The organism is Zongyangia sp. (assembly GCF_965361945.1).
The window spans coordinates 28,391-46,803 of sequence record NZ_CBDTOK010000148.1 but is presented as its reverse complement, the minus strand read 5'-3'; the positions used below and the strand labels follow the sequence as shown (position 1 = coordinate 46,803).

15 protein-coding genes are annotated in these 18,413 nt (G+C 51.3%); 5 read left to right on the top strand and 10 right to left on the bottom strand.

The window, feature by feature from the left end:
• From ACZ25G_RS09450 to ACZ25G_RS09430, 5 genes are all read left to right on the top strand, one after another.
• The coding region (locus ACZ25G_RS09450) for an Ig-like domain-containing protein (RefSeq protein WP_463682280.1) at positions 1-705 on the top strand (705 nt) is incomplete at its 5' end.
• A gap of 202 nt (positions 706-907) precedes the next feature.
• A complete protein-coding gene (locus ACZ25G_RS09445) occupies positions 908-1,339 on the top strand; it encodes a MarR family winged helix-turn-helix transcriptional regulator (protein WP_342680380.1) in 432 nt (143 codons plus the stop codon).
• Positions 1,339-3,093: an ABC transporter ATP-binding protein gene (locus ACZ25G_RS09440; RefSeq protein WP_463682279.1), complete on the top strand. Its 1,755-nt coding sequence runs from the start codon at positions 1,339-1,341 to the stop codon at positions 3,091-3,093. Before ACZ25G_RS09445 ends, ACZ25G_RS09440 begins: the two co-directional genes overlap by 1 nt.
• The gene (locus ACZ25G_RS09435; RefSeq protein ID WP_463682278.1) at positions 3,068-4,906 is read left to right on the top strand and encodes an ABC transporter ATP-binding protein; all 1,839 of its coding nucleotides are present in this window, start codon (positions 3,068-3,070) and stop codon (positions 4,904-4,906) included. The genes ACZ25G_RS09440 and ACZ25G_RS09435 overlap by 26 nt, the downstream gene beginning before the upstream one ends.
• A gap of 92 nt (positions 4,907-4,998) precedes the next feature.
• Positions 4,999-5,502, top strand: a complete 504-nt coding sequence (locus ACZ25G_RS09430; protein WP_463682277.1) for a superoxide dismutase family protein — start codon at positions 4,999-5,001, stop codon at positions 5,500-5,502.
• Positions 5,503-5,658: 156 nt separating this feature from the next.
• Here ACZ25G_RS09430 and ACZ25G_RS09425 read toward each other — a convergent pair whose 3' ends face one another.
• The 10 genes from ACZ25G_RS09425 to ACZ25G_RS09380 all read right to left on the bottom strand — a co-directional run bounded on the left by ACZ25G_RS09425 (position 5,659) and on the right by ACZ25G_RS09380 (position 18,382).
• On the bottom strand, positions 5,659-6,201 hold the full coding sequence (locus ACZ25G_RS09425) for a sortase (RefSeq protein ID WP_463682276.1): 543 nt from the start codon (positions 6,199-6,201) through the stop codon (positions 5,659-5,661).
• Positions 6,202-6,244: 43 nt separating this feature from the next.
• The gene (locus ACZ25G_RS09420; RefSeq protein ID WP_463682275.1) at positions 6,245-7,189 is read right to left on the bottom strand and encodes a Cna B-type domain-containing protein; all 945 of its coding nucleotides are present in this window, start codon (positions 7,187-7,189) and stop codon (positions 6,245-6,247) included.
• Between the two features lie 22 nt (positions 7,190-7,211).
• On the bottom strand, positions 7,212-8,051 hold the full coding sequence (locus ACZ25G_RS09415) for a class C sortase (protein ID WP_463682274.1): 840 nt from the start codon (positions 8,049-8,051) through the stop codon (positions 7,212-7,214).
• 72 nt (positions 8,052-8,123) lie between these two features.
• Positions 8,124-9,668, bottom strand: coding sequence for a SpaH/EbpB family LPXTG-anchored major pilin (locus tag ACZ25G_RS09410; RefSeq protein WP_463682273.1), 1,545 nt, complete (start codon positions 9,666-9,668; stop codon positions 8,124-8,126).
• 49 nt (positions 9,669-9,717) lie between these two features.
• The gene (locus tag ACZ25G_RS09405) at positions 9,718-14,364 is read right to left on the bottom strand and encodes a Cna B-type domain-containing protein (RefSeq protein WP_463682272.1); all 4,647 of its coding nucleotides are present in this window, start codon (positions 14,362-14,364) and stop codon (positions 9,718-9,720) included.
• Positions 14,365-14,386: 22 nt separating this feature from the next.
• Entirely contained in the window at positions 14,387-14,971 is a 585-nt protein-coding gene (lepB, locus tag ACZ25G_RS09400) for a signal peptidase I (protein ID WP_191481613.1), read from the bottom strand.
• A gap of 13 nt (positions 14,972-14,984) precedes the next feature.
• Positions 14,985-15,509 carry a hypothetical protein gene (locus tag ACZ25G_RS09395; RefSeq protein ID WP_191509606.1) on the bottom strand — a complete coding sequence of 175 codons (525 nt, stop codon included), beginning with the start codon at positions 15,507-15,509 and terminating at the stop codon, positions 14,985-14,987.
• Positions 15,510-16,014: 505 nt separating this feature from the next.
• Positions 16,015-16,356, bottom strand: a complete 342-nt coding sequence (locus ACZ25G_RS09390) for a tyrosine-type recombinase/integrase (RefSeq protein WP_463682271.1) — start codon at positions 16,354-16,356, stop codon at positions 16,015-16,017.
• Complete coding sequence (locus ACZ25G_RS09385) at positions 16,353-16,838, bottom strand: tyrosine-type recombinase/integrase (protein ID WP_463682270.1); 486 nt, start codon at positions 16,836-16,838, stop codon at positions 16,353-16,355. The genes ACZ25G_RS09390 and ACZ25G_RS09385 overlap by 4 nt, the downstream gene beginning before the upstream one ends.
• 335 nt (positions 16,839-17,173) lie before the next feature.
• Positions 17,174-18,382, bottom strand: coding sequence for an AI-2E family transporter (locus ACZ25G_RS09380; RefSeq protein WP_463682269.1), 1,209 nt, complete (start codon positions 18,380-18,382; stop codon positions 17,174-17,176).
• Between the last annotated feature and the right edge of the window lie 31 nt (positions 18,383-18,413).

Genomic DNA, 18,413 nt, shown 5'->3' with positions numbered 1-18,413 from the left:
GTCACCATCGAGGACATCGAAGCTACCCTGCCCGCACAGGTTACAGTAGAAATGGAATCCGGCGCCAAAGTTCTGGCCAATGTCACCGCATGGGATACCTCCAAGGTAGACCTGACCCAGGCTGGCACATACGAAATCACCGGTACGGTAGAGGGGACAGATATCCCGGCTATCATCAAGGTGGTAGTACAGGCAGAGAAATTCATTGAGTCCCTGACACCGGAGGAGATCAACGTCTCCGCAGTGGAAGGTTCTACCGCAGAGGAAGTTTGGAACATGATCGACAAGAATGTCGTTGCCAACTACTCTGACGGCAGCACCGCCAACCTGGTAGTCTCCGACTGGGATTACAGCAATGTCAGGTTTGACGAGCCTGGCACCTATGTGGCAACCGGTACTCTGACCCTGGATGGCGAAGTGATCGAGATGACCATCCCGATCAATGTGACCATCACGGCAGAGGGCGAGGAGCGCGATCCCAATCCTGGCACCGACAAGCCGAGCATTCCTGGATCTGATGAAGATCAGGTAGGCGGCGGCGACTGGGATTGGCCGTCTGGCAGCGGAAATGATTCCACCACCGGATCTGGTTCTGGAGATAAAGAGAACCCGTCTTCTGGAGATCACAGCATGATCGCTGGAGCACTGGCAGTCCTGGCACTGAGCGCTGGCGCTGCTGTAGTTCTCATCCGCAAGAAAAAATAAGAAAATACTCCTGAAATAAAAGCAAAAAGGAGAAAGGTCCCTTGTAATCACAGGGGACCTTTCTCCTTTTTAGTTTCGCTTTCTAAAACTAATGCTTTGAAACGATGGCAAAAATATGGAATATTTCATCTTGACAAATCAGTAACAGGACATATAATTGACTTATCAATAGCTGATAAGTCATCGAATTGAGGGAAACAAGATGGAAAAAACCTTTCACATGCTTTTATACCGGGCGGCCCATGCGGAGCGCAACTATCTGCGTCCCTATCTGGCCGCCATTGGCCTGGAGGTAGGCCAGCCCAAAATATTAGGCTATCTGGAATCCAACGGCCCCTGCCGGCAAAGCCAACTGGCCGATTATTTTGATATCGATTCCGCGGCGGTATCCCGGATGCTGGATTCAATGGAAAAAAGCGGGCTGATCACTCGCCGTCCCAGCGAGAGCAACCGCCGGTGCAATCTAGTGGAGCTAACCGCCAAGGGGCGGGAGGCTTATCATATATGGAAGAGCCACTGCCAGGAGCTAGAGGACATTATGCTCCAAGGCTTTACTCCGGAGGAGCGGACACAGTTTGCTTCGTTTCTCTCCCGGGTATATCATAATTTCCGGGCAGAAAAGGAGGAAAAATAATGGCGGACTTAAAGCGTCTGTTGCGCTATATGGGACCCTACCGAAAGGATATGGTCATCGGCGCCCTGCTCATTGTGGTGGAAACCGCTTTTGAGCTGTTTATTCCTCTGCTCATGGCGGATCTCATTGATGTAGGGGTCACGAACCACGACACCGCCTATATTCTCCACAAGGGAATCCAGATGGGGATCTGCGCCCTCTTTGCCCTCATCACAGGGCTCATGTATGCCCGATTTGCCGCCCGGGCCTCCTTCGGATGGGGCGCGAGGATCCGGGAAGCCCAATACGAACGGGTGCAGGACTATGCCTTTTCCAATCTGGACCACTTTGAAACCTCTTCCCTGGTCACCCGAATGACCACCGACGTCACCGTGCTGCAAAACGCCATCAACGGAGGGTTTCGGCCCATGGTGAGAGGACCTGTCATGTTGATTATGGGGGTGATCCTCTCTTTCTGGATGAATCCCCAATTAGCCCTTGTCTTTGTCGTCGGCACCCCTATCCTAGGCGTTATCCTCTTCCTCATTCTGCGCAAGGTGGCGCCCATGTACGGCATCATGCAAAAAGCAGTGGACCGGCTCAATAACGTGGTGCAGGAGGGGTTAACCGCCATCCGGGCTGTCAAGGCCTTTGTGCGGGACGAATATGAGGAGGAAAAGTTCCAGCAGGTCAATGAAGTACTGATGGATACCACCCAAAAGACCTTTCATTATGCGGTGCTCAACCTGCCTGCGTTCCAGTTTATCATGTACCTGTCAATTGTCCTCATCATGTGGTTTGGCGGCAATATGATTCTATCTTCCCATCTTCAGGTAGGCGATCTGACCGGATTTCTCAGCTATGTATTTCAGGTGATGAACTCCCTGATGATGATTTCCAATGTGTTTTTGCTCCTGACCCGTTCCCTGGCCAGTGCCCACCGCATCGGTGAGGTACTGGATGAAAGGGTGGATCTCTTCTCCCCCCAAGGCGCAGCAACAAAGGTGGCCGATGGCAGCGTGGATTTTGAGGGGGTCTCCTTTAAATACAATGCCGATGCTAAAGAAAGCGCCCTATCCGGCGTAACCCTTCATATCAAAGCGGGACAGACGGTGGGGATCCTGGGGGGAACAGGTTCCGCCAAAACCACCCTGGTCCAGCTCATCCCCCGGCTCTATGACGTCACCTCCGGCAGTGTCAAAGTAGGCGGCCGGGATGTGCGGGAGTATGACCTGCATGCCCTGCGGGATGCTGTAGGCATCGTACTGCAAAAGAACATCCTCTTCTCCGGTACCATCCGGGAAAACCTGCAATGGGGCGACGCCAACGCCGATGACGCCACCCTATGGGATGCCTGCCGGATCGCCTGTGCCGACGAATTTCTTCAGCGGATGCCCAAGAGGCTGGACACCGACTTAGGACAAGGCGGTGTCAACGTATCCGGCGGACAAAAGCAGCGCTTATGCATTGCTCGGACCCTGCTCAAGCATCCCAAAGTTCTTGTCTTCGATGATTCCACCAGCGCGGTAGATACCGCCACCGAAGGCAAAATCCGCGCTGCGCTGGCTAAGCTCACCGACGTGACCAAGATCATTATTGCGCAGCGGGTTACCTCGGTCATGGATACCGATCAAATCGTCATCATGGAGGATGGCGGCATCCACGCGGTGGGGACCCATGCCCAGCTTCTGGCGGAGGACCCCATCTACCAGGAAATCTACGATTCCCAGATGAAAGGAGGCCAGGTCCATGGCAGCACGTCGTCTCAACGCTAAAAAGCCCCGGAACCTGCGGTATACCGTGGAATCCCTCCTATCCTATATGGGCAAACACCGGATGCTCCTGTTCTGGGTGGCGGTTTTGGTCACCATCAGCGCCATGGCCAACCTGCTGGGCACCTATATGATCCGGCCGGTGGTCAACAATCTGGCCTCCGGAGATCTTCATACCCTGATCGCGGGCATTGCCGTTACCGCTGTCATCTATGTCATCGGTGTACTCACCGCCTACGGTTATACCCAAATCATGGTGAAAGCGGCCCAAAAGATCCTGTTTGATATCCGCCGGGATCTATTTGCCCATCTGCAGAAGCTTCCGCTGAAGTTCTTTGACAGCCAGCAGCACGGCGACGTCATGAGTTATTTCACCAACGATGTGGACACCATCTCCGACGCTCTCAACAACAGCTTTGCTATGGCCATCCAGAGCTTTATCCAGATGGCGGGCACCTTGGTGATCCTTTTCATCCTCAACTGGCGCCTCTCCCTCATCGTGGTGGTCTGCTATGCCGCCATGTTCCTTTACATCCGCTTCAGCGGCAAACGTAGCAGCGCCTACTATGCCAAGCAGCAGGCCAGTCTGGGCGAGCTGGATGGATATATTGAAGAAATGGTAGGCGGGCAGAAGGTGGTCAAGGTCTTTAACCATGAACAGGCCAACCTGGAAACCTTCCGGAAGAAAAATGAGGCCCTGCGCAAGGCTGGAACCGGGGCCCAGTCCTACGCGGCCACCATGATTCCCGCTGTAGTCAGCATCTCCTATGTCAACTATGCCATCGTCTCCATTCTCGGCGGCATCATGGCCATGAAGGGGATGACCGACGTGGGCAGCCTGGCCAGTTATCTGGTATTTGTCCGCCAGGCCGCCGCCCCCATCAACCAGTTCACCCAGCAAAGCAACTTCCTTCTGGCGGCATTGGCCGGTGCCGAGCGGGTCTTTGAGGTCATGGACCGCAAACCGGAGGTAGACGACGGCAAGGTGGAGCTGGTCCAGACAGAGCAGGCTCCAGCTTCCTCCGCCAGCTCCTCCCGCAGGACATGGGTTTGGCGCAGAGAGGACGGAAATCTAGTTCCCCTACAGGGGGATGTTCGGTTCCAGAATGTGGACTTTGGATATGATGAAAGCCGGCTCATCCTCAAAGACATCAGCCTCTATGCCAAGCCGGGCCAGAAAATCGCCTTTGTAGGCTCCACCGGCGCTGGAAAAACCACCATCACCAACCTGATCAACCGCTTCTATGATGTGCAAAAAGGGACCATCCTTTACGACGGCTTTGACGTGCGGGATATCAAGAAGGCGGATCTTCGCCGCTCCCTTGGCATTGTATTGCAGGATACCCACCTCTTTACCGGCACCATCGCCGACAATATCCGTTTCGGCAAGCTGGACGCCGCCCAGGAAGAAATCGAACGGGCGGCCCGCATTGCCAATGCCGACAGCTTTATCCGGCGCCTCCCCCATGGATATCAGACCATGGTGACCTCCGACGGGGCCAACCTCTCCCAGGGGCAACGGCAGCTTTTGGCCATTGCCCGGGCCGCGGTAGCCGATCCTCCTGTCCTCATTTTGGATGAGGCCACCTCCTCCATCGACACCCGGACCGAATCCCTCATTGAAAAGGGGATGGATCAACTGATGAAGGGGCGTACCGTCTTTGTCATCGCCCACCGTCTGAGCACGGTGCGCAACGCGGACGCGATCATGGTGCTGGATCACGGCAAGATTGTGGAGCGGGGCGATCATGATGACCTTCTGGCCCAGAAGGGCTTCTATTACCGGTTGTATCACGGCATGTTTGAGCTAAGCTGATTGCCCTCCAAGACCTTTGGGCCGCTTATGCCCCGACTGCTGGAACCCCCAGGGCCCTTTCCCCGTACATTGTAGGGAAAGGAGTGCTTGTCATGATATTTCCATTGACCCAGCGGACCAAGCTGTTCGCTGCTGAGATAATCAAAGGACGTCCCGTATCCTACGCCAGCCTCCGGGGAAGCAAGGCCTATCCCCGTCTCCACGGCAAAGTCTCATTCTATGGAGCCAGAGGCGGCACCCTAGTGGTGGCGGAGGTGTTCGGTCTGCCCACCGGCACAGGGAACTGCGGCCAAAAGGTCTTTGGCTTTCATATCCACGAGGGAAGATCCTGCACCGGAAATGCAGAGGATCCCTTTTCCAACGCCGGGTCTCACCTGAATCCCAGCAACTGCCCTCATCCCAGCCATGCGGGAGATATGCCTCCGCTCTTTGGCAACAACGGTTACGCCTGGAGCGCCTTTTTCACCCAGCGCCTGACAGCCGCTGAAGCTATCGGCCGGACGGTAATCATCCACGGCAGCCCCGACGATTTTCATACCCAGCCTTCTGGCGACGCAGGAATGAAAATAGCCTGCGGTGAAATCAAACGGGCCTGACATAAAAGCTTCTCAGTTGAGATAGTCTCCCCTTCTGGAAAACAGCCACTTCTGAAAAGGGTCCGACGCGGCAGAAACCGCGTCGGGCCCTTTCTCTTTAAAAACTATCTGTACCGTCGTGATCCATACCGGGTTTGATCTGTGAAGCGGATCCTGTCAATCAGCTCTGATGCACCGTACAGTCACCCGAGCACGGCCGTCATAGTTGCAGGTAAAAAGGGTTAAATCCCACCCACCGCTTAACAGCCCTTCTACATCGGTAGCGCCAAGCACTTCAATTCCCGCCACCTCGTAGAGAAAGCGGTTTCCGCCTATATCGGTAAAGACGATCTGGGCGCCGGCAGTTAGACTGCCAAGGGCGCCGAAATGGGTGCGGTAATTGTGGCCGGCGATGACCAAGTCCCCTGAATAGGCCGAACCATGGTAGCGGCAAGGGGCAATTTTCAGATTGGAATCGCTCCATTCCGCCATCACCGGCAGGACTATTTCCAGAGAAGGTATTTCCAGAATACCAATATAGCCCTCCCCCTCAATCTCGGTGGCGGCCATCTCGCTCCTATTTATCACACCCTCTTCTGCAGAAGGATTCGTCTCCGGTGTCCGGACCAACAGCTCCTCAAGTGCGTGTTCCGCATCCGTTCCGGCTCTATGTTCGTCCAACAGGTTATAGCCGGTCAAAAAGAGGGCTGCTGCCAGCAACAACAGCCCTCCTAGGATCAGACAAGTTCCACCCTTTTTTCTTTTACCTTCCATCCGATTCTCCATGTCTGCGTCTTAGAATATATCCCATGACCACAAATAGCAGGCCGGCACAGGCAAGCAGCGGTACAGGCCACCACAGCATGCCCGTTTGTGGGAGGCGCGACGGTGTGTCCGATGGACAGGTATTGGTCATAATAAAGGTACTCCCTTCCTGGGCCACAGACACGGTATATCCCTCCGGTGTCTTGGCCTCCGCCACCTGCCATTTGGAACTGCCCTTTAAATTCTCCCATGTATACTGCCAGTGGTTCTCCTCGTTTAGGACTACGGTGTCCACTACCCTGCCGTTTTCCAAAAGCTGCACCAAAATTTCCTTTGGCCGGCTTTCTTGATTCCCATTGTCCTCCCAAACCTTGCATACCTTCCGTTGGACAAACTCAGATGAAGTTTCGGTGCTGTCAAATTTGCAGGACACCTTTTGGTGGTAGCTCCAGCCGCCGTCTTCCGAAAGCGCGGGAAGGGATACAAGCATCGCCTCCGGCGTGTAGATATGCCCTTCTTCCTCATATTGCTCTCCCTTGACCAAATACAAGCCAGTTGAAAGCCCGGAAAATACGACCTGCCCATCCTGGCCGGTCTTTTTAACCTGCAAAGACTGCAGATGGTCCCGAGCGGTATAGGCGTCTAGGGTTTGGGCCAGCGCCCGCCATCCGGAGCTGGTCAGGTTCTCCAGGTTGACCGGATAGTTTTTAAAGTCGCCGGTCAATGTATAGCTGCCGTCCTGTGATATCTCAGCTATCCGGTAGATGGAAAATTCTACATCCGCGAAACCTTCCCCGTTCTTTCCAAAATACACCGTCAAGGATGCATTTTGCTCTATGTCGCCATTGTCAACGGCAAAAACAGTTGTAACCGCCCAGGAGAGTCCTACCAGCAGAGAGCACAGAATCGCCGTTACACGTCGACGGAATGTGTTAGCTTTCATCCATTTCTCACCTCTCTATTGCTCAATGTGCTTTCCAACGGGGACGGAAAAAGACCCACAGCAGAAAAGTCAGCAGGATAGGGGCTGCCACGATCGGGGCTACCAGCATGGGATCAATCTGTACTGCCTCCGACGTTATGGAGGTGGTCAATGCGTCTTGCTGATTTTCGACACGATGCCCCCGAACCAGAAGCCGGTGGGAGTTGACGCCATAGGGCGTGCATGTAACCAATGTGCATAGGTCCTCTCCCTCTTCCATGCTGAGGAGGGACACATCATCCGGCTCAACAATGTGAATTTGATCCACCTCGTAGGTCAGGGTTTCATCCAGCACATGAAGGATAAAAATGTCCCCTTTTGTCAGCTGGTCTAGGTCGGTAAACAGTTTGGCGGAGGGAAGGCCTCTGTGCCCCGAAATCACACAATGGGTGCTGGGCCCGCCCACCGGTAATGAGGAACCTTGGATATGCCCCACAGCAATCTGCAATATCTCTTCATCCGTCCCATGATAAATAGGTAACTCCACATTGATGCTGGGGATCTCCACATAGCCCATAATCCCATCATCGGAGACGCGCAGCAATCCCTCATAGACCTGTTTTTCTTCTTCGCTCAGTTGAAAGCGCCCCTGATCTCGTGGCAACGCGGTATTATAGGCCTGCGCCTCTCTCCACATACCTTCATAGTCGCTGTCATCCATCTCCGCTACAGTCTCCACATAGGTGGCAATCGTCTTCGACTGGTGAAAGCTGTTCCAACAGTTGCTGATGGTCGGATACAGCAGCAAGGACAGCCCTACAAGAAGGGCGAGAAGAAGGAGCAGGGAATATCTTTTGTTTTTCTTGGCTCTTCCATTCTTCATACAGGGCTCTCCTTACCGCTGCGCTGCCGGGAAGGAGCGCTTCCCGGCCCACAGACGGCGTCTCAAAGATCTTTATTCTTCTTTATTTTCTGTTCCCACACGTCTTTTTACAACCAACAGCACTCCTGCACCGACGACCAGCACTCCGCCCAGCACATAGAAAAGGGTGGTGCCCATGCCACCGGTTTCTGGCAGCTGTGCTCCTTTGTTGTTGACGACGGTCGCGGACAGAGAGCCCTCGGTCAAATTGGCCGTCATGACGATCTCCCCGGTGACAGTATTGCCGGAAAGGGAGGTCAAGGTCATGTCATGTTGGGCCGTCACAGTAAATTCAATGGGCTCAATGGTATTGTATCCCACCGGCGTTTTTGTTTCGGACAGCCGGTAGTCCCCATCGTCCAAGCCGGCAAAGGTAAAGGTGGTCAGACTGCCGTCTGTCCCCAATACCTCCACGGTCTCCCATGATTCCCCCTGTCCATTTACGATCTTCTTTTCCAAGGTAAACTCAGCGCCGGGCAATTCTTCCCTCTCCTGGTTTACCTTGTCGACAATGACCTTATAGGTAAAGACGATGACCGTATCATCCGGGGTTTTGCCTTTGCCTTCGCCGTTGGGGTTATTGGAGTAGGTAATATGCATTGTATTGGGATTGCCGGCGCCACCGATGACGGCGCCTTCATTGAGCACCGACTCATACTCCACCGTAACTACGCTGTTGTTGCCGGCCTGCACCCCGTCGGCAGCGGTAATTTTCTTCAGGTCCTCAAACCTGACCTCGAATGTAAATCCGCCGCCTAGGCCTTCGGTGACAACCGTGTAATTTCCCCCATCTACCAGCTTGCCATCGATGTATACTTTTACACTGTCACTTTGGAAGGAGAGTCCCGCGCTCTCGGTGTCGTGGAAGGTCAGCGCATATTGGCTGTAGGTGCTATAATTTGCCGGTAGAGTGGCTTTCAGCTGGAAAGGAATCCGGTCTCCTATGTCATAGTCGGCAGAGTCCTGCCAGTCTGTGTAGGTAAGACCTTGGGAATCATTGATGTCCTTGACCTTCTTTTCCGAGGTGGTCGTTCCGGACTTTGGTGCCATGGTAACATTTTCCACAACCTGGACAATGTAATTGGTATAGGCGTCATGGCTGCCTTCCAAGCTGTTATCCTTATCTTTTACAAGGTAATATCCAGCAGGTAGGCCGGAAATCACGTAATTGCCGCCTGTTGGCGTATCGGCACTGCCTTTGGGCGTGGTGAGGTAATCTTCCGCCACCTTTGCGAACGCTTCGGCATCCGCGGCTGTCGCCTCCGTCCCATCTCCGCCACCCAGGGCTTCTGCCACCTTGGCCGCCGAATCACAGCTGCCGTATTTCTCGGCATCCGCTGTCTGCAAAGCTGCCAGCAGCGCCGCCCCGTTGACGCTCTCTCCCCATTGGATGTTGGAGAGGACGCTGTCGCTGGACAGATCTCCGGAAAAAATTTGATATGCCTCATAGGTATGGCCCTGCGCTTCATTTTCAATGGTAATGGAATAGTTGCCGCCGGCGGCGAAGGCCGGTATCACCAGCATCAAGGCCATCATCAAAGACAGCAGTATGGCTGTCAGCTTCTTGGTCGGTTTCATCAAAGTTGCCCCTTTCCTCTTTCTGTCAAATCATGATGTCTGCTCAGTTCTATGTTGAGGAGGCATCCCCCTTCCGGTACCTGCGGCGCAGATAGACATATCCCGCACAACATATGCCAACCAGCAGCAATCCTCCCACAGTATAAAAATAGGTGCCTATTCCGCCGGTTTCGGGTAGGACATAGCCTTCCCCCTTTGTATTGATAATCTCAATCACGCCGGTCTGTATGCCGTCAGCATTATTCTCTGAATAGGTGGCGTCAAAGCCGGCGACAGGCTCCTCCTCCACCGTGTAACGGTATTCCCCTCCATTGTCATTCGCTCTGGGCAGATTTTTCCAGGTATAAGACCACCCATTTTCTTCCTTCAGTTCCACCTGCGCATAAACAGATTGGCGATCATCTGCATCCCACTGGTAAAGGGTGACCTTGACGCTATCCGACGGCGGATTTTCCATTGGTTCCCCGTTTTCATTCTGCCATTTCTTTGTCACCGTCAACTGATCTAGTTCGTTGGGCACATAGAGGGTTCCGGAGGTAGAAAAAGGAATAAAGACTATATCATCGGGAGAAATACCGTCTAACGCCCCATTTTCCCGCATTTTTTCAACCGTCTGTTCCTCATTAGCGCCCTGCTCCATCCATACAAAGTATTGAGGCTCGTCACTGGGCAGGTAGCCCTCCGGCGCAGACAGCTCTGTCAGCCTGTATATGGTATTGTAAAGGGATTCCTCCCCCAAGAAGTTCAGGACGATCATACCGCTGTCACCGGTAATAAACTCTCCGCTTCCACCGACTGCTGTGACAGAGGTCTGATTCCACTGATAGCTTCCATTTTTGTATTCATACCGCTCCAATTTAAACGCGGCCCCGGGCAGGAGTGCGGTTACATTCTTGCTGTCATGTTTATAGATGGTCACTGTGGCCTTGTTGACCGTAGCGGATGATGACTGCTCCTGCATGATGATGCCGGCTTCCGAGGAAGATTCTGACCGGCCGCTGAGGGTTACCTTGTTGGATATCTGAATATCTCCGGCCGCGGTCCCTCGATCAATGGAATAGTCATAGACCAGGACACAGGGGGTTGCATCCGGTAGGGTAAACGTAATGGTATGGGTCTCGCTATTGTAACTGACTGTATACTGCGTCCCATCGATTAACTCGCCGCAGTAATGATTTTCCTCCCCGTCCGCCTGATAGTAGTAGAGTTTTACACTCTCTGGCAGGAATGCCGCCCCGCTCCCCGCTGGGGTGCTCATGGTATCCTCCAGGGTGAGGGTATCTGCATATGGGTTTAGGTCATCCCCCTGGGTGTTCACGGTAATGTAATAACGCACCGTGTCAGAATAGGAGGGATTTCCCTCTTCATCATACTGCACCAGCTGTTCCCCTGTTTTTACCAGATTGGGAGTAACCCGCTTGACCGTCGTTGTCGTAGAATCTGTTGTGTCGCCCCACTGGGCATGGTTTTCATAGACCTGGGTATCCCCCTCTTCCCACGCGGGATCACCGGCAACGGAAACGTCGTAATAGATCGCGAGGATCCCGTCGTCAGGCATCTCATGGTGGTGGGTGATGGTAAAGGTTACGGTTGTCGTGCCATCGTCCTGTTCCTGGGTCGCAACCGATAGATAGTAATCCTGCCCCTCCACATCCCAATAATCGTCATCTCGATTTTCGCCGGAATGCAGCCGGAGCTTTACCGAGCCATCCACCAGCTGTGTGCCCTTGGGAAGAGTATCTGTAACAGTGACGGCATCGGGAACCGATTTGACACGGTGCAGCAGCAGCCGGTAATGGAGCAGGCCATCTGTCTGGCTATAGTCAATGGTCAACGGATCATCGGTAAAAGAATGGGTATCTTTGCTCCCCTCCACTACCCCGGTAGCGCTAACCTGTTTGTTGAGCTGCTCCTCCACGACATCTTGACCATATGCATATGCCTCATGATCCGGTATCCTAGCATAATTCCCCGCTCGCAGAGCAACACCATTTGGTATCTTATCCAGAGCCAACTGGGTGTGGTAACCGATGATGATGGACTGGCCTGTAATTTTTTCCAAGGCGCTTTCACTGAATGCAATTCCAAACAGGGTGAGTGGCTCATCCTCCCCGAAACTGGTGATCGTTTGCCATGGAAGATTGTTGATGATCTGCCAAAAATCGGCGGATGCAATCTGTTCAATGGCCGGCGTGCTGGATTTCGCAACCGCATACACCTCAAAATCGGTGCCATAAACAAGTGGCGTTCCATCGGTGGTGCTCACATAAAGGGAATCGTATAGAAGCCGAAGGGTGGTATAGTGGCTGTCGGCCAGGAAGGTCCCATCTTCCTGCATCACCTCAACAATCCTGTCCACATACATTAGGTTGGAAAGATCCCCGCCTTCAGCAGGATATGTAATCAGGGATCCCCATGATAATTCGCCGTTATCCCCTGCGGAACCCCAGAATCCCTTTTGCACATTATAGTCCAGCGGTTCGGGTATTGTAACACCAACATCTACCTCCGTCTCATACTCGCCAAATCCGGCCCAGTTATGGAAAGTGATATTTTCCCCTGGCTGTACCCCAGCCGGCAGATCTGTTTCATAGGTCACCATATACCGGGAGTTTGTACCAGCGGGGAAGGTATAGGGGATGGAAATCACGCTTTCCTCCGCTGGATTCCAGCCTTCAAGCCGGGTCAAAGTGACAGATTCCGGTAATCCCAGCTGATGTGTCTGGCCCTGGCTGTCGGTATAAGTCAGAGTATCCTCCAATTGGTAACCGCCGATGTCCCGCCCATCTTCGTTGATGAGGATGGTCCATTTCACTTTCCGGGTCAGGGCATCGTAAGTTCCTTCTTTAGCTATCATAGATAGGGAGACTTTTGTGCTTATCTGTGCCTCGGCGTCATTGGTGCTGTCCTGAGCCGTCGCCTTATTGGAAAATTCCAGGTATCCATTTCCCTCCCCCCGGCTGTTATCCAAATCAGGCGTGGCAGTATAATAGAGAATATAGGCTTCACCAGCCTGAAGGGCGGGAAGCTCTGTAAGGATGAAGGAAGCCGCCGCCCCAGCTGTCTGCTGTTGGAAAACGGGAACAAACCCTGTTATTTCCGTTTGCGCCCCGGCGGCATCTTTCTTCATGATATGGATGCTGTCCGTATCATAATTTACAATTCCGTCATCAGGGTAATGCAAAAAGGCATCTGTAATAGTTATAGGGCCATCCGAGCCATTCTGGGTGGAAACTTCAATGGCATAGCCAAGTTTCTTCAATTCCTTATCATAGTAGCCGGTTTTTGTAATGGTAAGATCGGTCTCTTCTTCCTTTGGCACAACTGTAATTGATCCACCATCCCCGCCAAAGAAAATCTCATCCTCCCCCTGTCCTCCTGTAAGCGTCACCGTACCCTGAAATTCCAGCTTTCCTGTGAACGGCTTACCATCGGCAAATTGGGTATCAAAGGTAATCTCGATCAGCCCATTTTGATGGATGATATAGGTTCCAACGACTTCATCGCCAATGGTAGCGGGACCGGTGGCATCTTCATCCAGCCCGATACCGCTTGGCAGCTGATAATAGATCACTCTAGAATCCGGCCCCACAATGCCTTCTGGAATAGAATAGCTGATGTTCACCTTGGCCGAATCACCGTTTGTAAATTCTGTGGCCGGCACCCATTGCCCATCAACCTCCTTGGATACAACCACCTGAGTAATATATGGTCCAAAGTCTGTGCCGGTCTGCGCAGAATTAGGGGCAGCGGCAAGCCGTCCGCTTCTGGCTTTATAGCCGGGCTTATCGACGGTAGCCCAGCTGTCCGCATCCTGTGGTATGTCGGTTGCGGTATCTTCAACGGGAAAACAGCTTTGGTCATGGATATGCTCCAGAACCTGCATTTTTCCGCAAATCCAATGGCCGTCTGCGTCAAAGCAGCTGGCGTCATGGGTGTGGAGAAGGATCTCCTCCTGGCCGCAAGCCAACTCCTTATGATATTCATAGCAAGCGTCTGTATGGGTATGGCCTTCTGTCTCTTCCGTGCCGCAGATCAATACAGGCTCCCCTTGTTGATAACAGGATGCGTCATGAGTATGTCCCTCTGTTTCTTCCAAAGGACAGAGTAAATCCCCTCCTGCCTGGTGTTCATAGCAGTCGTCTGTATGGGTATGGTTTTCCGACTCTTCCAGGCCGCAAACCAGTATCCAATCCTCTTGTTGGTAACAGTCCGCTCCGTGGGTATGTCCCTCTCTCTCTTCCAAGGGGCAAGTCAAAGTAGTCTCTGCCTGGCTCTCATAGCAAGCGTCTGTATGGATATGCCCTTCTGTTTCTTCCGTGCCGCAGATCAGCACAGGAACCTCCCTATAGCAGGATTCGTCATGAGCATGTACCTGAATTTCCTCCAAAGGACAGATTAACATGCCGCTATCGCTGTAGCAGGTGCTGTCATGGGTGTGAACTACAAAATCCGCATATCCGCAAATGATGTCTCCGTTTGCATCATAGCAGTCCTCTGTATGGGCATGGAGGCTTTGCTGGCAATAGAGCGTTTCTTCCCCCCGCTCCATGGTAATGGCGGGCAGAATCAGCAGGGATGCCGTTGCAACGGCAACCAAGGCTGCCAAAATGATGACAAGCTTTTTCCAATGCCGATGAATATTTTCCCGATACTTATGCGGATAATTCTTCTTCTCTTGATCATGGAATTCCATGGACGCGCCCCCTTTCACGAAATTATTCTATGGTTCCCAGTTGGCTGAAGGGCCAGATTCGAAAGACTAATTTTCCTACGATCTGTTCTTCTGCAACACACCCCACCGCAACATTTCTCGAGTCGCTGGAGACGCTGCGGTGATCTCCCATAACAAAATACCGTCCATCCGGCACCTGATAGGGAAGCTCAATATTGCATTCACCTAATACCTTTTCTGTCAGATAAGGTTCCTCCAGAAGTATTCCATCGATGTACACGCTGCCGTCGTCACTGATGTCAATCCATTCTCCCGGCAGACCGACCACCCGTTTTACCAAAATTTTATTGTTATAGTAAAATGCTATGACGTCCCCCCGCTCATAGGAATCTTCTCTAAGCGATGCGACAACATCCCCATTGCGCAATGTTGGTGTCATGGAAGAGCCATAGATCCTGAAGATGGGAAGGAAAAAGGTAGCCACCAACACCGCAGCTGCTGCTACAACGACCAGGATAGCAACGGTACTGCGCAGCATCCTTTTATATCGCATCCGGTAGGACTCCCGTTGCAGTTCCGCTTCCAGCTGTTGTATTGTAGGGGGTACCATATTTGGTTTCCGTTTCATACCCGTACTCCATTTATGTATCAGCTGTAAAATTCAGCAGTTTTTTCAGTTCTTGATGGGTTTCATAAAAAGACTGTAGGCGCTGGGCAACTTCCTTCCAATAGGCTTCTGACCTTTCTTTTGCTTCCGCTTCCATGGCCTCGCATTTCTCTCTGCTTTCCGCTTCAGCAGACTGGCATTTTCGACGGGTTTCCGCTTCCATAGCAAGACACTTTTCCGCCGTCTCTTTCAGCAGTCTTTCAGACCTTATCTTGCTGTCCGCATCCCGCTCAGCGCAGAGAGCAGATTGCCTGTCGTTGAGCTTCTGAATGTTTTCAATATACTGCTGGCTGGCAGCCTGCGCCGCCTCAAAGATACCGTTAATTTGCAGGGCGGCAACTGCAATAGAGCCGGCCTCGTCAATGGCAATTTCCCTATTTTTCAAAGCTTTTCTTGCCTCGTCCAATTCTTTTTTCAAGGTTTCCATCTCTTTTTCCTGGGCAATCATCATCTCTAAAAGGTCTTTTCGGCTGAGCCGATGCAGCTGATCTTCCGTCATAATCTCACCGCACCTCCTTTTCATTCCTATGGCCATACTAAAAAGTATATGACCAAACACCTGCCGTGTGCTTTACACTTATGCAATAGTTTTCTTTTCCCCGAGCATTTTATAAAGTAGCTCATCTTTATTTGTCAGCAATGCAAGTCCGATTTTGTAAGTTATTCTTGGTGCTAAACACATTTTCTCACTTTCATGAGGTCCCTATTTTATTTACATTGAATCCACATAATTCGCATTATGTCGAATTAATGATGAATTTATCACTAACGAGGGAAAAAAGGCAATACTGCAATAAAATATGAAATAAACCTACATAGAACGATTTCAGACTTTTCTATAAACTTTATGAGAAGAGTCTTTTCTTATACGCTGATTTATATAAAAAACTATTCCAATGCGTTGACAGATTTCGTGAACTTTGATATATTGCTAGTAAATGGAATTCTCTAGTTCTATTAATGCCACATAATGCGAATTATGTGGCATTAATATTTGTTAAAATTTATATGACCAAATTCAGCGCGTCAGTTCTCTTCCGATGTTCGTAACCGGAGGAAGCAATATAAATCCCATTTGTATTAATGCTGGAATGGCCCAGAACATCCGCAAGCTGGGCAATATCTTTATCAATGGAGTAAAAACATCTGGCAAATAAATGCCTCAGATTATGGGGAAAGACCTTTTCTTCCCGCACCCCCGCTCTTTGACAGAGGGCTTTCATCATTTTCCAGATATGCGACCGATCCATGGGCCGGCCCGACCGCGTGATAAACACCGGACCTGTGGTGATTCCGCGACGGCGCAAATAGCATTTCAGCGCTTTGCGCAGTTTCCCTGCAATCAAAATGGTACGTTTTTTCCTTTGAGGCAGATGGCAGCTTCACCAGACGCTACCGTCTCCGCAGTAATAAACTGCAGTTCCGATACGCGGATGCCGGTGCTGCAGATTGTTTGAAGTATCAGCGCCAGCCTTTCATCCCCTTCCTTTTCCGCCGCTATCACCAGACGTATGTACTCCGCTTTGCTCAGTTCTTTTTCCCTGGAGCAAAACGGCTTTTTTTGAATTTTCAGCTGTTTGACCCGTAACTGAGGATTTCCGATGAAAGAAAAGAAACCATTGAGGGCCGCCAGTTTCGCATTAACACTCACCGGTTTATATTCCTCCTGTAGCTTTTTCTTATATTGAATCACCATCTCCTTTGTTATCTGCTGGTTCCCCAGATAGGCAAAAAAGCTTATGATATCCCTTCGATACTGCTTTCTTGTCGTCAGGCTCCTTTCCTCGCATTCCAGATACCGCATGTAATCGCTCAATTGTTCTTCCATTTAATCATCCTCCCAATTGATTAACGTTAAATCCGTATACTCCTTTCTTCATTTTATCATCTATTTTCGGCTGGCAGCCGTCAGTCAGTCCGGCGCCAGCAGTTTTCTCATAGCGGCATGAAGCATGGCCACCCGAAGATGGGAAACTTCAGTAGATTAGGATAAGACGATTTTGTGATTTCATCTGTCTTTTGCCCTTCGTAACATAAAAAACTCCGTGTCGATGGCAAAACCATTGACACGGAGTTTTTTCGTAAACTTATCGCAAGCCGGCTTTTATTGTCCCTTCATGAAGATATCTAGCCTCGAAAGGGTGGAACCTCCCAAACCCAATACTAAAACCGAATGGGATTTTCATCACTGGCATAATCGTGGGTATCGGTGGAAAGGTTCTTTTTGGTGAGCCGTTCTTCAATAAAGCTGCGTACCAGGGTGTAGATGATGGCGAAGATGGGAACGCCGATGAACATTCCCAAAAATCCGAAAATACCGCCGGCCAACAGCAGGGCAAAAATAACCCAGAAGGCGGAAATCCCAATGGATTGGCCCAGAATCTTGGGACAAAGGACATTGCCGTCAAACTGCTGTAGGGCCAGGATGAATATCGCAAACCAAAACGCTTGGACAGGATTAATCATCAGCACCAATAGAATGCTGGGAATAGCTCCAATAAAGGGACCAAAATAGGGGATTACGTTGGTCACCGCCACTAGGACACTGATGAGCATGGGATAGGGAAAACGGAAGATACTCATAAAAACAAAACAGAGAATGCCCACGATCAGCGCATCCAGAATCTGCCCGGCAATAAAGCCGCTAAAAGTGGCGTTGGACTTATGTCCCAAGCGGATGAGGGAGTCCACCCGTTCCTTTTTCATCAGCGCGTACATGGCCTTTTTTGCCTGGGCAAAAAAGCGCTCCTTATGATAAAGGACATAAACAGAGATAATAAAGCCGATGGCCGCCCGGACAATGCCGGAGGTAATCTGGATGGTATAGCCTACTACATGGGGCAAGGCATCGGTTACAACTTCATAAACTTTAGCCAGAATTCCTTCTGCGGAGCCAATCATGCTGCCCAGATTTTGAACCAATTCCGCCGCTGCCTCCTCATCTCCCAGCAGCCCCACCAAAGTATTCTGGGCAAAGTCCTCCAGCTGCGCCGCGTATGACGAGATGTTGTGGGTCAGGTTGGAAATACTGTTTGCCACCTCAGGGATAATGGTGAAAAACAACAGGGCGAGCACGGCAAAAAAGACCACAAAGGTGAGGAGAATAGAAAGCATCCGTTGATATTTAGGCCGCAGTTTGTCTTTGAACACCCTCTTGATCCCTTTGTTTTCCAGCCACTTCATCAGAGGGTTGAGCAGGTACGCGATGGAAAAGCCATAAATAAAGGGAAGCAGGATGCCGATCAGCTTGGACAAAAGTCCCAGAAAGTAGCTGATGTTAAACAAAAAAAGGAAAAACAGAATACTTGCCACGATGACCAGAAAAGCATAGAGGGAAACCGTAAAATACCGATTGTTCTTTTCAAGTTTCATACATATCCTTCTTCCTCATATAGTTTGATGG

What these genes read in the sequence shown, in the direction of transcription:
- ACZ25G_RS09405 (WP_463682272.1), bottom strand. Translation starts at nt 14,364, where the DNA reads ATGGAATTCCATGATCAAGAGAAGAAGAATTATCCGCATAAGTATCGG.
- ACZ25G_RS09385 (WP_463682270.1), bottom strand. Translation starts at nt 16,838, where the DNA reads ATGGAAGAACAATTGAGCGATTACATGCGGTATCTGGAATGCGAGGAA.
- ACZ25G_RS09420 (WP_463682275.1), bottom strand. Translation starts at nt 7,189, where the DNA reads ATGAAAGCTAACACATTCCGTCGACGTGTAACGGCGATTCTGTGCTCT.
- ACZ25G_RS09415 (WP_463682274.1), bottom strand. Translation starts at nt 8,051, where the DNA reads ATGAAGAATGGAAGAGCCAAGAAAAACAAAAGATATTCCCTGCTCCTT.
- ACZ25G_RS09440 (WP_463682279.1), top strand. Translation starts at nt 1,339, where the DNA reads ATGGCGGACTTAAAGCGTCTGTTGCGCTATATGGGACCCTACCGAAAG.
- ACZ25G_RS09435 (WP_463682278.1), top strand. Translation starts at nt 3,068, where the DNA reads ATGGCAGCACGTCGTCTCAACGCTAAAAAGCCCCGGAACCTGCGGTAT.
- ACZ25G_RS09430 (WP_463682277.1), top strand. Translation starts at nt 4,999, where the DNA reads ATGATATTTCCATTGACCCAGCGGACCAAGCTGTTCGCTGCTGAGATA.
- ACZ25G_RS09395 (WP_191509606.1), bottom strand. Translation starts at nt 15,509, where the DNA reads ATGACGGAAGATCAGCTGCATCGGCTCAGCCGAAAAGACCTTTTAGAG.
- ACZ25G_RS09410 (WP_463682273.1), bottom strand. Translation starts at nt 9,668, where the DNA reads ATGAAACCGACCAAGAAGCTGACAGCCATACTGCTGTCTTTGATGATG.
- ACZ25G_RS09445 (WP_342680380.1), top strand. Translation starts at nt 908, where the DNA reads ATGGAAAAAACCTTTCACATGCTTTTATACCGGGCGGCCCATGCGGAG.
- lepB (WP_191481613.1), bottom strand. Translation starts at nt 14,971, where the DNA reads ATGAAACGGAAACCAAATATGGTACCCCCTACAATACAACAGCTGGAA.
- ACZ25G_RS09380 (WP_463682269.1), bottom strand. Translation starts at nt 18,382, where the DNA reads ATGAAACTTGAAAAGAACAATCGGTATTTTACGGTTTCCCTCTATGCT.